Genomic DNA, 12,831 nt, shown 5'->3' with positions numbered 1-12,831 from the left:
GGCGTGGCGAGACCGAGCAAGGCACCGGAGCGACGGGCCGAACTGATCGAGGTGGCCAGACAGGCCGTCCTCGACCGCGGCGTGCTGAACCTGCGGCTGAGGGACGTCGCCGAGGGCGCGGGCCTGTCGCCGGGTTCGGTCCTGTACTACTTCCCCACCCTCGCCGAGCTGCTCCAGGAGGTGCAGCGCGAGGCGGTGGCGCGATTCTGCTCGGCGAGAGAGCAGGCCGCGAGCGCGACGACGAAGCCGTCCGACCGGCTGCGGGCGATGATCCGCAGCGGCCTGCCGACCGGCTCCGGCGACGAACTCTGCGTGCTGCTCTACGAACTCGGCACGATCGCCCGCCGTGATCCCGTGTACGCCGCCCGGCACATCACACTCTACGAGCAGCAGGTCCGGATCTACACCGGAATCCTCGAGGCGGGGGCGGCCACCGGCGAGTTCACCCTGACCGCCGACGCCGTGTCGATCGCGCGGAACCTCGTCGCACTGGAAGACGGCTACGGGCTGCACCTCACCCAGGCCGTGCCGACGCTGGAGACCGCGACCGCCGAAGCGATGTTGCTCTCCTACGCCCGCACTGCCACCTCGAACCCCTTGGAGGACCGTCCATGACCCGCGCCCGCGACCTGGGTGTCCCGCTGCCCGGCCGGACCGGCGAGCACAACGCGCTCACCGACGTCCCCGGCGTCGAGATCGGTTTCACGACCCTCGTCGAGGGCGAGTCGGTGCGCACCGGCGTCACCGCCGTCCTGCCTCGCGGACGCGAGGACTTCGCCGTGCCGTGCGCGGCCGGGACGTACGCCCTCAACGGCAACGGCGAGATGACCGGCACCGCCTGGCTGGCCGAGACCGGTTCGCTGACCCTGCCGGTGCTGATCACCTCCACGCACGCCGTCGGCGCGTGCCACCGCGGCACGATCGACTGGGTCGTGCGCGAGCGGCCCGACGTGGCCGCGGAATGGCTGTTGCCGGTGGTCGCCGAGACCTGGGACGGCTACCTGAACGACAGCACCGCACCGACCATCCACAGTGGACACGCCGTCGCCGCGATCGATGCCGCGCGGACGGGCCCGGTCAGCGAAGGCTCCGTCGGCGGCGGCACCGGGATGACCTGTTACGGCTTCAAGGGCGGCACCGGCACGGCCTCCCGTGTCGTGTCCTATGGGGACGACGAGTACACCGTGGGAGCGTTGGTACAGGCCAACTTCGGCTCACGTCGCGAACTCACCGTCGCGGGCTCTCCGGTCGGACTCGAACTGAGCGCGGACAACCCGATGGAGGAGGCCTGGGCGGCGCCGTCCGGTGCCGGCTCGGTGATCGTGATCGTCGGCACCGACGCTCCCCTGCTGCCCGGCCAGTGCACATCGCTCGCCCGCCGTGTCCCGCTCGGCCTCGCCCGCACCGGCACCGCGGGTTCACATTTCTCCGGCGATCTCTTCCTGGCGTTCAGCACGGCGAATCCGGGGGCGCTCACCAGCCGGTTCCCGCGGACGGAGGAGGCCGAGTACGAAAGCCTGCGGTTCATCCCGTGGGGCAGGCTCGATCCCTTCTTCGAGGCCGTCGTGCAGGCGACCGAGGAGGCGGTGCTCAACGCGCTGTTCTCGAACGAGGAGATGACCGGTCACCGGGGGCACCGCGTTCCCGCGCTGCCGACCGGGCGCTGGTCCAGGTCCTGATCAGCACATTCCTGAACCATCCGAGAGCGAGCTTCGCCGCGTCGACCCCGGCCGGCTTCAGGGCGGCCGAAGAGTGCGCATTTGTCTTCCTTGATTCCGGCGTGCCCTTCGCACGCCGGAATCAAGGTCCAGTGCTCGGCCGCCCGGCGCCTGAGCAGTCCGAAAGGGACCACGGCCGATCCGCTTGGAGCCGCAGGTCATCCGCCGCGCCCGGAAGGGCGGTGGAGCTCGGGCATGCCCCGCGGGCGCCCGGCGAACAGAGGTCGGCGACCAACCGGTCGCCCGCGCCGGCGGGTGTGGCGAGCGTGCGACCGGGCTGCCGGAGCCCAGCGGGCCACCGAATTGACAGGGTCACCCAACCGGCGCAATTCTGCTCCCCGTGAAGAAGAACATGATCCCGACCGCGGCGCAGATGAAAGTGCTCGGCCTGACCGAGTGGGAGTCCCGCGCCTATCTCGCCTTGCTGGAGGAGTCACCTTCGTCCGGCTACGGCGTCGCAAAGCGGTCGGGGGTGCCACGAGCGAAGGTGTACGAAGTGCTCGACTCACTGGAGCACAAGGGCGCTGTGCACGTCACTCATGGCGAGCCCAGGCAGTACGGCCCGGTACCACCGAAGGAACTTGTCGCCCGGGCGCGCGAGGAGATGCTGGCCGGCCTCGACCTCGCCGAGGCCGCGATGACCGACTACGCCGAGCAGCAGGACACCAACGCGGTGATCTGGGACATCCAGGGACGCGAGGAGATCATCGCCCGCGCCCGCCAGCTCATCCAGGGCGCGGCGCACCAGATCCTGCTGGAGATCTGGGCCACGGACGCCGGGGAGCTGCGGCGGGACCTCAAGGCCGCGGTCGGCCGCGGCGTGGAGGTCACCGCGGTCGCCTACGGTGACCCCGAATACCCCTTCGCCAGGGTCTATCCCCACCCTCTCACCGACGAGGTCACCAAGGGCCTCGGCGGACGCTGGCTGGTGCTCAGCATCGACAACCGGGAGGTCATCGCGGGCAACGTGTCCGGTGCCGGGCTCAGCCGGGCGGCCTGGACCACCCACCCGGGCCTGGTGGTCCCGGTCACCGAACTGGTCCGCCACGACCTCTACAAGCTGGAAGTGCTCTCGTCGCACGGCGACGTGCTGGAGGCCGCTTACGGCCCGGGGCTGAGCGTGCTCCGGGAGAAGTTCGGTGCGGGTGAACAACGCCCCGAGGATCCCGGCGAATAGCGTTCATCCGCGAAGCATCTCGGCGATCAGGAAGGCCAGCTCCAGCGACTGCTCGGTGTTCAGCCGCGGGTCGCAGGCGGTCTCGTACCGTGTCGGCAGGTCCGCGTCGGAGATGTTCTGCGCACCGCCGACGCATTCGGTCACGTCCTCCCCTGTCAGTTCGAGGTGAACACCGCCGGGGTGGGTGCCGAGTTTCCCGTGCACCTCGAAGAAGCCCTGGACCTCGTCCACGATGCGGTCGAAGTGCCGGGTCTTGTACCCGGTGCTCGCTTCGTGCGTGTTGCCGTGCATGGGGTCGCATTGCCAGATCACCTCGTGCCCTGCGGCCGTGACCGCCTCGACGATCGCGGGCAACACGGTCCGCACCCGGTCGTTGCCCATCCGGGTGATGAAGGTGAGCTTGCCGGGCTCGCGGTGCGGATCCAGCCGGCGGGCGTACTCGACGGCTTGCCGCGCCGTGGCCTCCGGACCGAGCTTCACCCCGACCGGATTCGCGAGCAGTTCCGCGAACGCGAGATGAGCACCGTCCAGCTGCCGGGTGCGTTCGCCGATCCACAGGAAGTGCCCGGACAAGTCGTACAGCCGCGGGGCCGGACCCTCGCCCGGCTCCCACCGGACCAGTGATCGCTCGTAGTCCAGCACCAGCGCCTCGTGGCTGGCGAAGATCTCCGTGGTGTTCAACGCGGTGGCTGTCACGCCGCAGGAATCCATGAACAGCAGGCTGCGCTGGATCTCGGCGGCCAGCGCTTCGAATCGCTCACCCGCCGCCGATCCGCGCACGAAGTTCATCGTCCAGCGGTGCACCCCGTGCAGGTCGGCGAGCCCGCCACCGGCGAGCCCGCGCACCAGGTTCATCGTGGTCACCGAGTTCGCGTAAGCCCCTAGCATCCGCCGGGGATCGGCCACCCGCAGCGACGCCGAGGCGACCGCGGAGTTCACGATGTCACCGCGGTACACCGGCAGGCCCTGCCCGTCGGTGTCCTTCGAGCGCGGTTTGCCGTACTGCCCGGCCATGCGGCCGACCTTCACCACTGGCACGCTCGCGCCGTGGGTGAGCACCACCGCCATCTGCAGCAGGAGCCGCATGTTGGCCCGGATATGGGACTCGGTGTTGGTGGCGAAGGTCTCCGCGCAGTCACCGCCCTGCAACAGGAACGCCCGGCCGCGCGCGACCTCGGACAGCCTGCTCCGGAGCCGGTCGACCTCCGGCCGGACCACGATGGGCGGCACGCTCTCCAGCACCCCGCACACTTGGCGCCGCGCCGGTTCGTCCGCCCAGCTCGGCTGCTGCGCTGCCGGCCGCGAACACGCCTCCTCCAGCCGGGCGCGCGGCCCGGCGGGCGACGGGGCGGCCGCGCCATCGGCCTCGAACCAGGCTGTGGCGGTCCAGTCGGTCCACGGGTATTCCCCGTCACGCTCGGCGAGCACGACACCCGCGCCTTCGGCCATGGTCTCTCCGTTCGCGACTCCGGTAACCGGTGTCCTGCTCACAGCTCGGTCACTTCGCCGGGCCGGTCGATGAAGTGATGCTTGCCGAGATCGCAGAAGCGGTACCGCTTGGGCCGGATCTGCCCGTCCAGCTCGTAGCCCGCTTTCCGTTCCCATTCGCCGAACTCGAACGCGGTGGTGATCTCGAGCCTGCTCAGTCCCTTGACGCTCTTGTACCCGTAGAGGCCGAAATCGATGAGCCGTAACGGGTAGCCGCGTTCGAGGGGCAGCTCTCCTCCATTGACGCGGTCGATCAGCAGCGCGCGCCTGGCGATCGCGTCACCGAGCGGGATGGTCGATTCGTACACGCCCTTCTCCGGCGTGCCGATGCTCCGCTGCCTGAGGTAGAGGCCCTCGCCTGTGCCTTGCCAGCCCACCAGCCGCAGCACGTCTTCGAGCAGGACGCCACCCCAATCCTCACGCACGCTCCAGTTGCACACACAGACGTATCGGCGGGATTCCTCCACTCGCGCCACCGTCTGGAGATCGCCGTGGGTGAGCAGCCCCAGCACTCCGCCGGGATCGGCGATCTCCAGTCGCCAGACGTCCAGGTCGACCCGCTCCGGTGGGCCGTCCTGGTAGTAGCGGAGCGAGTTGGGCTTACGCCCGCGCTTGGCGGGGGCGGGCGCGTTCACGAGTCCGCTCCGTCCGCGGGGCGGGCACAACGGAAGCCGATCAGGTTGTCCCGGAGCCCCGGGTGGTAGTGGTCGCGCGCCGAACCGCGGAGGTAGTCGGCGTCGTGGAGCCCGCAACCGCCCCGTGCCACGTGGTCATCCTCCTCCGCTGTGCGGTACAACGGATCCTTCCCTGAGGTGCGGTACTCCACCGCGTAGTTGTCCAGGCACCATTCGGCGAAGTTTCCCGCCATGTCGTGGCAACCGAACTCGGAGACGTTACGCGGAAAGTGGTCGGGACGTGTCGGCCGGCGTTCCACCGGGTCGCACTCGGGCGCGAAGTTCGCCAGCGTCAGGTCCGGTTCGTCCTCACCCCACGGGAAGGTGTTGCCCGACGTGCCCTTGCAGGCGTACTCCCACTGGGCTTCGGTGGGCAGTGTCTTGCCCGACCAGCGGGCGTACGCCAGTGCCTCCCACCAGCTCACCCCGGTGACCGGTACCTCGGGTGCCGACCAGAGCGGATCGTCCCAGTAGTTCGGCCGGGTCACCCCGGTCGACTCCAGCCACGACCACCCCGCGGGCGTCCACAGCTGTGCCCGCCGGTACCCGTCGTCCTCGATGAATTCGGCGAATTGTCGGTTAACCACCGGATAAGTGTCGAGGTAGAACGGGCCAAGTTCGATCTCGGTGACCGGCTGCTCGTCAGGCGAGAGCGAAGACCCTCGTCTGAACCGCCCACCGTGAATGAGCTGAACGGATTCCAGCATCAAATTGCCCACAAGTAATCTCCTTGGACGAAGGAATCGTCAAAATGGGCATACGAGCACAAGTCGCCAATTCAAACGGCGAGAGATGTGCTCAAGTATGCCTATTGTGTGTTTGTTCTGCCTAGTTCGGCGAAACCCGATCACCGAGAGGCAGCCTGGCGAAGACCGACCACAGCATTCGAATGGGCCGGGTCGGCGAGATGAACCGGAGTCCGTGCCGCTGCGCGGCAGGCCTCGTGGTCAGGGCGAGGTCCACTTCACCGTTCGCGGCGCGTTCGGCGGCCGCGCTGGTCGACAACGCGTAGTCCACTTCGGCTACCCCGTAGCCGGGCGGGAGCAACTGCCCGATCAGCGCGAGTGGCGCTGGATGGGTACTGATATCGCAGGTCAAGGGCAATGGGCGATCCTGCCGCGAAGCCAGTCCGTACAACGGCGTGTCGAAGACGAACGCCCGCTCGAGACCCAGCACCCGATCCATGTAGAACTCGCTGATGCCCTGGTACGCGTTGGCGACGAGCAGCCTGCTCGCCCGCCCGTCCTTCACCGCGGCACAGGCTTCTTCGTAGGAGGGGAAGAGTTCGACAGCTCCCCCGTCTTGGGCGATGCCGAGACGGCCTGCCAAATGCCAGCCCGCGGCCTCGCTACTGGTCCCCGCCGGGCCCAGCGTCGCGATCACGTCACCGAGTCGTACTTCCGAGGAACGGACGACCAGTTCCCGAACGGACTTCCCGGCTGCCCCAGGCCCGGGCCGATCCTGGACACGCTCATGCCGGCTCCCCATGCCAAACACCCCCAAACGGCCCGGCTCGCCCGGACCAAGATCAGTAACCACCCTCATGGTTACTGCGACCGATGCTAGCAGTGATGATCCGGAAGTCAACGCCTTTGACCCAGCGTCGAAAATGGGCTACAACTTCGAATCAGCGTGGCATTGCCGCCCGCTCCGGGGCGTATCGATCAGGTTACCGAAATTGTCCTCAGCCGCGCATCGCCCCTTTTCGTGAGCGGTCGCCGGGCCCGACCCGACTAACCGAGGGGAATCATGATGGCCGAGTTGAATGAGGCCGCCCGCGCGTTACCGCATTCCGGTATCCGGGAAATCGCGGCGCTGGCGGGCCAACGTGAGCACGTCATCCGCCTGGACATCGGCGATCCCGACTTTCCCACCCCGGCCCATGTGGTCGACGCCGCCCACGCCGCGGCGCGGTCGGGCCGCACCCATTACCTGCCCAGCGCCGGACTCCCGGACCTCCGCGCGGCTCTCGCCGAGAAGATAGTGGCACGCAACGGATACCGAGTCGATGCGGACCAGGTCGTGGTGACCCAGGGCGCGAGTCAGGGAATCTTCGCGGCTCTGCTCGCGGTGACCCGGCCAGGCGACGGGGTGCTGCTGCCCGATCCGGCTTGGCCCAACTACCTGACGATGGCCCGGCTGCTCCGGCTCCGTCCCGAGCCCTACCCGCTGGACGCCGACGCGGGATTCGTCCCTTCCGCGCGGCGATTGGGACAGCTCGTCACGCCGGAAACCAAAGTGCTGCTGCTGAACTCCCCGTCGAACCCCACCGGGGCGGTGGTGGACCGGACGAGGATGCGCGAGTTGCTGGACTTCGCCCGCGACCACGGCCTCTGGGTCGTCTCCGACGAGTGCTATGACGAAATGATCTTCGACGACACCTTCACCAGTGCCGCCGCGGTGGCACAGGACCGGGTCATTTCGGCCTACAGCTTTTCCAAGACCTACGCGATGCCCGGCTGGCGCGTCGGGTATCTCGCGGTTCCGTCCGACATCGCCGAAGTCGTCTCGAAGTGCCAGGAGTCTTTGCTCGCCTGCGTGAGCGAACCTGCGCAGTGGGCGGCGCTCAGCGCCTTGACCGGGCCGCAGGACCAGGTCGCCGAGATGCGCGAGGCCTATCGGAGCCGCAGGGACGCGCTGCTCGCCGTGTTCGGGCACGCCGGCTTCCGGACGAGCGTGCCCGCAGGAGCCTTCTACGTCTGGGCCGACATCACCGCCACCGGCGTGGACGACCGTGAATTCGCGTTGCGCTTGCTCGATCGGCACGGGGTGGCGGTCGCGCCGGGCTCCGCCTTCGGACCGGCCGGGAAAGGCTATCTCAGGCTGTCCCTCACCACGTCGGAAGCTCAGGTCGCTGAAGGTGCGAAGCGGCTGACTTCCCTTGCGGCCCAAGGCTCCTGGGTCACGAACGACCTCCGCCGCCTACCTTCCGGTGCTCGTAGCGGGTGGTGATGGTGACGCCGATGACCACGACGACTCCGCCTGCCAGTTGCAGCGGGGTCACCGATTCTCCGAGCGTGGCGACCGCGATGACCAGCCCGAAGACCGGGACCAGGTTGAGCAGGTTCACCGCGGTGCTGGGGCGCAACCGTTGCAGCGCCTTGGCGTACAGGCCGAGGCCGGCGATCGAACACAGGACGGTCAGCGCGGCGAGCGCGCCGATCGTGGCCGCCGGATGTTCCGGCGCCCGCCACTGGCCCGCCTCGATCAGGGCCAGCGGCACGAACGCGATCGCACCGGCGACCGACTGGTAGTAGAGCACCACCGGGGTGGGATACCGATTCGCGACGGTCCGGGTGGCGAAGTTGTACAGCGCCCAGACGACTCCGCTCACCACGAGCAGGATGTCGCCGATCAACCGGGTCCCCCCGGCGGAAGGCGCGTAACCGACCACGAAGCAGACCCCGACGATGGCCAACGCGATACCGACGAGACCGCTCACCCGGGTCCGCTGGCGGTAGATCACCAATTCCAGGAAAGCGGTGATCGCCGGATAGGCGGCGACCAGCAAGGCCGCGTCGGCGGCGGTCGCCAGTTGCACACCGATGTTCTCGATGGCGAAGTAGCACGTGATGCCGAGCAGCCCGCCGAGCGAGAGCCTTCGCAGGTCCGCGCCGGACGGCCGAGGATACCGCCGCACGACGTGGACCCACACCGCCAGCACCAACGCGGCGAGCGCGAACCGGATCAGCCCGATGGTCAGCGGGGGCACGTCGCGCAACGCGACCTTGGTCAGCGTGTAGGAACTGCTCAGCACCGCGGCCGCGACGACCACGCAGACCACCGGACCGTACGGAGCCGGCTCCGCGGCGGGGCCACCGGAGGCGAGGCTCTGGAATTCGCGCGCCTGCTTGATCCTGGTCAACCCGGCCCCCCGCGTCGATTGATAGTGACTACCCTAGTGGTTACGCCCTCAGGCTAAGGTTGCCGCAGTGGACTGTCAACGGCGGCCGCTTCAGCGCAGCAGCGGCAGGCTCCCGGTGAGCCGCTGCACTGCCTTCTTCGGCCCGTGCAACGCCACGCCGAGATAGTTGATCTCGCTGTCCGTCGCCGCTTCGAGGAGGCTGCTGTAGTCGTCGTAGTTGCGGGTTTTCTGCGCGCAGTCGGTGAAGTCCACGACGAGCAGTTCGACATCCGTCGCCTGGGCGGCGGTCCTGATCTCCCGCACCTTGTCCGCGGACGCGGTGAGGATGGGAATGGGGATCGTGGTGATACCGGCGTGCGCGCTTCCGTCACCGTCCTTGACCGCGGGTCCGATGATCGTCTCGACCTGCCTGCCGATACTCAGGGCCAGCACGGCCGCGGTGTTCGCGGCCAAGCCCGAAGGCAAGCCCTCGTCGACAACGATCGCCACCTTGTACGGCTGACCTGGGGTACTCATCCGAATTCCTGCCTTTTTGTCCACGGGTACGCTCTGGTCAGCGTAACCACCCTTATGGTTACGCCAGATTAGGGACACGTCTCCCGCGCGTCAAACCCGGCCCGCCGACGGCGATCAGGGCGATCCTCGATGTGATTATGATCGACTTGCGGTGCGATTCGACGGTGGTCGCCGGATAGTCGGCCGGTTCCACCGAGGAGGGGTGGAATCCTTGTCCCCCGCGTCCGGCCACGTCTGCTCGCCGCGGCCTGGGCGCACCGACGCGACAGTCGCGTTGTGCACCGCCGATGCCCATGGTGGATTCGGCCGATCTGAAAGCGTGGCTCTGATGATCACACTGACCCTCGAGGACGCCCAAAAGGGCCTAGCCTCACAACCGTTCAGCGTTCTGCTCGGGGCCAGGGTGACCTCGTTCGGAAACGGTGCCGCGACCCTGGAACTCGACATCCGTGAAGACCTGTTGCAACAGAACGGATATCTCCACGGCGGCGTACTCGCCTACGCCGCGGACAACGCGATCACCTTCGCGGCCGGGACCACACTGGGGCCGGATGTTCTCACCGGCGGCTTCAGCATCAACTACCTGCGCCCGGCACAGGGGATCCGGCTCGTGGCGGAGGCTCGGGTCCTGCACAGCGGCCGGCGCCAGGCGACTTGCCGCTGCGATCTTCACGTGATCGGCCAGGACGGGACCACGACGCTCAGCGCCGCGGCGCAGGGAAGCGTGCTGACCAGAAACGGCCCCACCCGCTGACAGGGACGGCCCGGTGCTCGTCGAAGAGCACCGGGCCGTCCCGGAATTCGTCCGGCTTACCAGCCGCGCTCGGAAAGGCGGTGCGGCTCGGGCACGTCGTCGACGTTGATCCCGACCATCGCCTCACCGAGGCCACGCGAGACCTTCGCGATGACGTCCGGGTCGTCGTAGAAGGTGGTGGCCTTGACGATCGCCTCGGCACGCTGGGCCGGGTTGCCGGATTTGAAGATGCCGGAGCCGACGAACACGCCTTCGGCACCGAGCTGCATCATCATCGCGGCGTCGGCCGGGGTCGCGATACCGCCCGCGGTGAACAGCACGACGGGGAGCTTGCCTTTCGCCGCGACCTCCTTGACGAGCTCGTACGGGGCCTGGAGTTCTTTCGCCGCAACGTAAAGCTCGTCCTCGGGCAGCGAGGAGAGGCGGCGCAGCTCCGCGCGGATCTTGCGCATGTGCGTGGTCGCGTTCGAGACGTCACCGGTGCCGGCCTCGCCCTTGGACCGGATCATCGCCGCGCCCTCGTTGATACGGCGCAGCGCCTCGCCGAGGTTGGTCGCACCACAGACGAAGGGCACGGTGAAGGCCCACTTGTCGATGTGGTTCTCGTAGTCGGCAGGGGTCAGCACCTCGGACTCGTCGATGTAGTCGACGCCGAGCGACTGGAGCAGCTGAGCCTCGACGAAGTGGCCGATGCGGGCCTTCGCCATGACCGGGATCGAGACGGTCTCGATGATGCCGTCGATCAGGTCCGGGTCGCTCATCCGGGCGACGCCGCCCTGTGCGCGGATGTCCGCGGGGACCCGCTCGAGCGCCATCACCGCGACGGCGCCGGCGTCCTCGGCGATCTTCGCCTGCTCGGCGGTGACCACGTCCATGATCACACCGCCCTTGAGCATCTCCGCCATCCCGCGCTTGACCCGGGCGGTGCCGGTGAGCGAGGTGGTGGCCGTGTTCGTGGAGTCGTCAGACACTGCTGGACCTTTCGGAAAGCGCACGAGTGAGGGTGACGCCTCCGAGGGTAAGCCGCTTTTGGACCTCTGAAGCAGGCCAGTTCGCGGCGATTTCAGCAGTCCACTGGGTGATCTGGCCCGCACCCCTCCCCCGAAACGCGTCAGGGGGCCAGGCCCTGTTCGAAGGCGAACAGGCCGTCCGGGTCGTACTTCCGCGCGACTCGGCGCAGCCGGGGCAGGCTTTCCCCGTAGTACGCCGTCGCCCACTCCGGCATCTCCGGGTCGATGTAGTTGATGTACCCGGCCTGCCCGTACTCGCGGCCGAGTTCGTCCCGGACCCCGCCGATCACCTGGCGCGCGTGCGCCTCGCCACCGTCCAGGCCGCGCGTGACCTGGATACTGCCCAGCGCGGACCGGTGCGGGAAGCACGACTCGCTCGACGGCACCCGCGCGATCGCGCCGCCGTACGCGTCCACGATCGAGTACAGATGCGGATCGCTCGCCAGCAAAGCCGCCAGCGCGTCGGGGTCGGGCACCGGATGGGTCAACATCCGCGAAGTGGCCACATACTCCCCGCGCTGCGCGACCGCGGCGGGGAAAGCGGACTCCTGGGCGAAGGTCCGCATCGTGGCCAAGTGGCCTTGTTCGGTCACTTCGCGTTCGAGCGGCTGGACGCCGACGCGGCGGACCAGATCGTCCAGCAACGGGTTCACCTGCGCGGCGGAGCCCACGAAACACCCACCGCAGTTCGCGGCCGTGGCGCCGAGGCCCATCCCCGACCACAGTTCGTCCGGCATCGCGGGCTGCCACTCCTGCCAGGCCGCGACCAAGGCCGCCAGCGCGGCGGGCGGGAAGACCAGGTTGAAGTTCGTCAACGTCCTGGCCGCCGCCGTGCGGAAGGTGAACGACGTGACGATGCCGAAGTTGCCACCACCACCGCCACGCAACGCCCACAGCAGGTCCGGCGCCGTCTCCTCCGACACCAGGCAAGCCTTCCCATCCGCGCCGACGAAGCGAACGGACTCGACGTTGTCGCAGGTCAGACCGTACTTCCTGGCCAGGACGCCGATCCCGCCGCCGAGGGTCAGCCCGGCGATGCCGACCTGAGGGCAACTGCCGGCCGGCAGCGCGCGGCCCGCCGCCGCCAGGGCCTCGTACACCCGGCCGAGCTGCGCGCCCGCACCGATCTCCGCCCGGCCACCGGGCAGGATCCGGACCGTGTTCAGCCGGGACAGGTCGACGACGAGCCCTTTGTCCACTATGGAATAACCGGCGTAGCTGTGCCCGCCCGACCGGGCCGCGACCGGAATCCGCTGCCTGGCCGCGAAATCGACACAACGCCGGACGTCGTCCTCGTTCGCGCAGACCGCGACACCGGCCGGCAGCCGATGGTCGTAGAGGCTGAAGAACCCGAGCCGCTTTTCGTCGTAGCCGGGGTCGCCGGGCCGGAACAGCTCACCCGCCAACCGGGCACGCAGCCGTTCCCACGGGTCGCCCCCTTCGGGAATCGCGGCGGGCGCCGCAGCCATCATCGGGACCGCCCCCGCCAGCCGTAACACCGTGCGTCTGTCGAGCTCCATCGCTCATCCCCCACCGTCGGATCCGCCTCCGGGTGTCCGCCATCGAGCATAACGGCGCGTCGACATTCGGGGGTTCCCTCGCCGGTCGCCTTGCCGCGACGCCCGTCGC

At 68.6% G+C, this 12,831-nt stretch carries 13 protein-coding genes; 5 read left to right on the top strand and 8 right to left on the bottom strand.

Features of this window, described 5'->3' with window-relative positions; genetic code table 11:
* The first annotated feature begins 3 nt into the window (after window positions 1–3).
* The 3 genes from ACIBTM_RS45345 to ACIBTM_RS45335 all read left to right on the top strand — a co-directional run bounded on the left by ACIBTM_RS45345 (window position 4) and on the right by ACIBTM_RS45335 (window position 2,895).
* Entirely contained in the window at window positions 4–615 is a 612-nt protein-coding gene (locus ACIBTM_RS45345; RefSeq protein ID WP_395883303.1) for a TetR/AcrR family transcriptional regulator, read from the top strand.
* Window positions 612–1,679, top strand: a complete 1,068-nt coding sequence (locus ACIBTM_RS45340) for a P1 family peptidase (protein WP_395883302.1) — start codon at window positions 612–614, stop codon at window positions 1,677–1,679. Before ACIBTM_RS45345 ends, ACIBTM_RS45340 begins: the two co-directional genes overlap by 4 nt.
* A 379-nt stretch (window positions 1,680–2,058) precedes the next feature.
* On the top strand, window positions 2,059–2,895 hold the full coding sequence (locus ACIBTM_RS45335; protein WP_395883301.1) for a TrmB family transcriptional regulator: 837 nt from the start codon (window positions 2,059–2,061) through the stop codon (window positions 2,893–2,895).
* A 3-nt stretch (window positions 2,896–2,898) separates the two neighbouring features.
* Here ACIBTM_RS45335 and ACIBTM_RS45330 read toward each other — a convergent pair whose 3' ends face one another.
* From ACIBTM_RS45330 to ACIBTM_RS45315, 4 genes are all read right to left on the bottom strand, one after another.
* Window positions 2,899–4,344 (bottom strand): class II 3-deoxy-7-phosphoheptulonate synthase, encoded by a 1,446-nt coding sequence (locus tag ACIBTM_RS45330; RefSeq protein WP_395883300.1) that lies wholly within the window; start codon window positions 4,342–4,344, stop codon window positions 2,899–2,901.
* A 38-nt stretch (window positions 4,345–4,382) separates the two neighbouring features.
* The gene (locus ACIBTM_RS45325) at window positions 4,383–5,018 is read right to left on the bottom strand and encodes a molybdopterin-dependent oxidoreductase (RefSeq protein ID WP_395883299.1); all 636 of its coding nucleotides are present in this window, start codon (window positions 5,016–5,018) and stop codon (window positions 4,383–4,385) included.
* Window positions 5,015–5,764, bottom strand: coding sequence for a formylglycine-generating enzyme family protein (locus ACIBTM_RS45320; protein WP_395883314.1), 750 nt, complete (start codon window positions 5,762–5,764; stop codon window positions 5,015–5,017). The genes ACIBTM_RS45325 and ACIBTM_RS45320 overlap by 4 nt, the downstream gene beginning before the upstream one ends.
* A 121-nt stretch (window positions 5,765–5,885) precedes the next feature.
* Complete coding sequence (locus ACIBTM_RS45315; RefSeq protein ID WP_395883298.1) at window positions 5,886–6,440, bottom strand: hypothetical protein; 555 nt, start codon at window positions 6,438–6,440, stop codon at window positions 5,886–5,888.
* Window positions 6,441–6,809: 369 nt separating this feature from the next.
* Between ACIBTM_RS45315 and ACIBTM_RS45310 the strand changes: the two genes are divergently transcribed.
* Window positions 6,810–8,009: a pyridoxal phosphate-dependent aminotransferase gene (locus ACIBTM_RS45310; RefSeq protein ID WP_395883297.1), complete on the top strand. Its 1,200-nt coding sequence runs from the start codon at window positions 6,810–6,812 to the stop codon at window positions 8,007–8,009.
* On the opposite strand, the gene ACIBTM_RS45305 is transcribed toward ACIBTM_RS45310, so the two are convergent.
* A complete protein-coding gene (locus tag ACIBTM_RS45305) occupies window positions 7,960–8,922 on the bottom strand; it encodes a DMT family transporter (RefSeq protein WP_395883296.1) in 963 nt (320 codons plus the stop codon). The genes ACIBTM_RS45310 and ACIBTM_RS45305 overlap by 50 nt on opposite strands.
* A gap of 90 nt (window positions 8,923–9,012) precedes the next feature.
* The gene (locus tag ACIBTM_RS45300; protein WP_395883295.1) at window positions 9,013–9,438 is read right to left on the bottom strand and encodes a DUF2000 domain-containing protein; all 426 of its coding nucleotides are present in this window, start codon (window positions 9,436–9,438) and stop codon (window positions 9,013–9,015) included.
* A 328-nt stretch (window positions 9,439–9,766) separates the two neighbouring features.
* Between ACIBTM_RS45300 and ACIBTM_RS45295 the strand changes: the two genes are divergently transcribed.
* Window positions 9,767–10,192 carry a PaaI family thioesterase gene (locus ACIBTM_RS45295; RefSeq protein ID WP_395883294.1) on the top strand — a complete coding sequence of 142 codons (426 nt, stop codon included), beginning with the start codon at window positions 9,767–9,769 and terminating at the stop codon, window positions 10,190–10,192.
* A 56-nt stretch (window positions 10,193–10,248) separates the two neighbouring features.
* Here the strand turns inward: ACIBTM_RS45295 and pdxS are convergent, their stop codons facing one another.
* Together pdxS and ACIBTM_RS45285 are read right to left on the bottom strand one after the other, a co-directional pair.
* Window positions 10,249–11,163 carry a pyridoxal 5'-phosphate synthase lyase subunit PdxS gene (gene pdxS / locus ACIBTM_RS45290; RefSeq protein WP_395883293.1) on the bottom strand — a complete coding sequence of 305 codons (915 nt, stop codon included), beginning with the start codon at window positions 11,161–11,163 and terminating at the stop codon, window positions 10,249–10,251.
* Between the two features lie 140 nt (window positions 11,164–11,303).
* Window positions 11,304–12,722 (bottom strand): FAD-binding oxidoreductase, encoded by a 1,419-nt coding sequence (locus tag ACIBTM_RS45285; RefSeq protein WP_395883292.1) that lies wholly within the window; start codon window positions 12,720–12,722, stop codon window positions 11,304–11,306.
* Window positions 12,723–12,831 lie beyond the last annotated feature (109 nt).

The sequence above is a fragment of the Amycolatopsis sp. NPDC049868 genome (genome assembly GCF_044461365.1).
In the GTDB taxonomy this organism is placed as follows: Bacteria; Actinomycetota; Actinomycetes; order Mycobacteriales; family Pseudonocardiaceae; genus Amycolatopsis.
Note: the sequence above shows the minus strand (reverse complement) of the source record. Positions and strands in the feature narration are given on the sequence as shown.

Bases quoted from the DNA above. Each gene is read 5' to 3' on its own strand.
- ACIBTM_RS45340 (WP_395883302.1), top strand. From the start codon at position 612: ATGACCCGCGCCCGCGACCTGGGTGTCCCGCTGCCCGGCCGGACCGGC.
- ACIBTM_RS45330 (WP_395883300.1), bottom strand. From the start codon at position 4,344: ATGGCCGAAGGCGCGGGTGTCGTGCTCGCCGAGCGTGACGGGGAATAC.
- ACIBTM_RS45320 (WP_395883314.1), bottom strand. From the start codon at position 5,764: ATGCTGGAATCCGTTCAGCTCATTCACGGTGGGCGGTTCAGACGAGGG.
- ACIBTM_RS45310 (WP_395883297.1), top strand. From the start codon at position 6,810: ATGGCCGAGTTGAATGAGGCCGCCCGCGCGTTACCGCATTCCGGTATC.
- ACIBTM_RS45300 (WP_395883295.1), bottom strand. From the start codon at position 9,438: ATGAGTACCCCAGGTCAGCCGTACAAGGTGGCGATCGTTGTCGACGAG.
- ACIBTM_RS45295 (WP_395883294.1), top strand. From the start codon at position 9,767: ATGATCACACTGACCCTCGAGGACGCCCAAAAGGGCCTAGCCTCACAA.
- ACIBTM_RS45285 (WP_395883292.1), bottom strand. From the start codon at position 12,722: ATGGAGCTCGACAGACGCACGGTGTTACGGCTGGCGGGGGCGGTCCCG.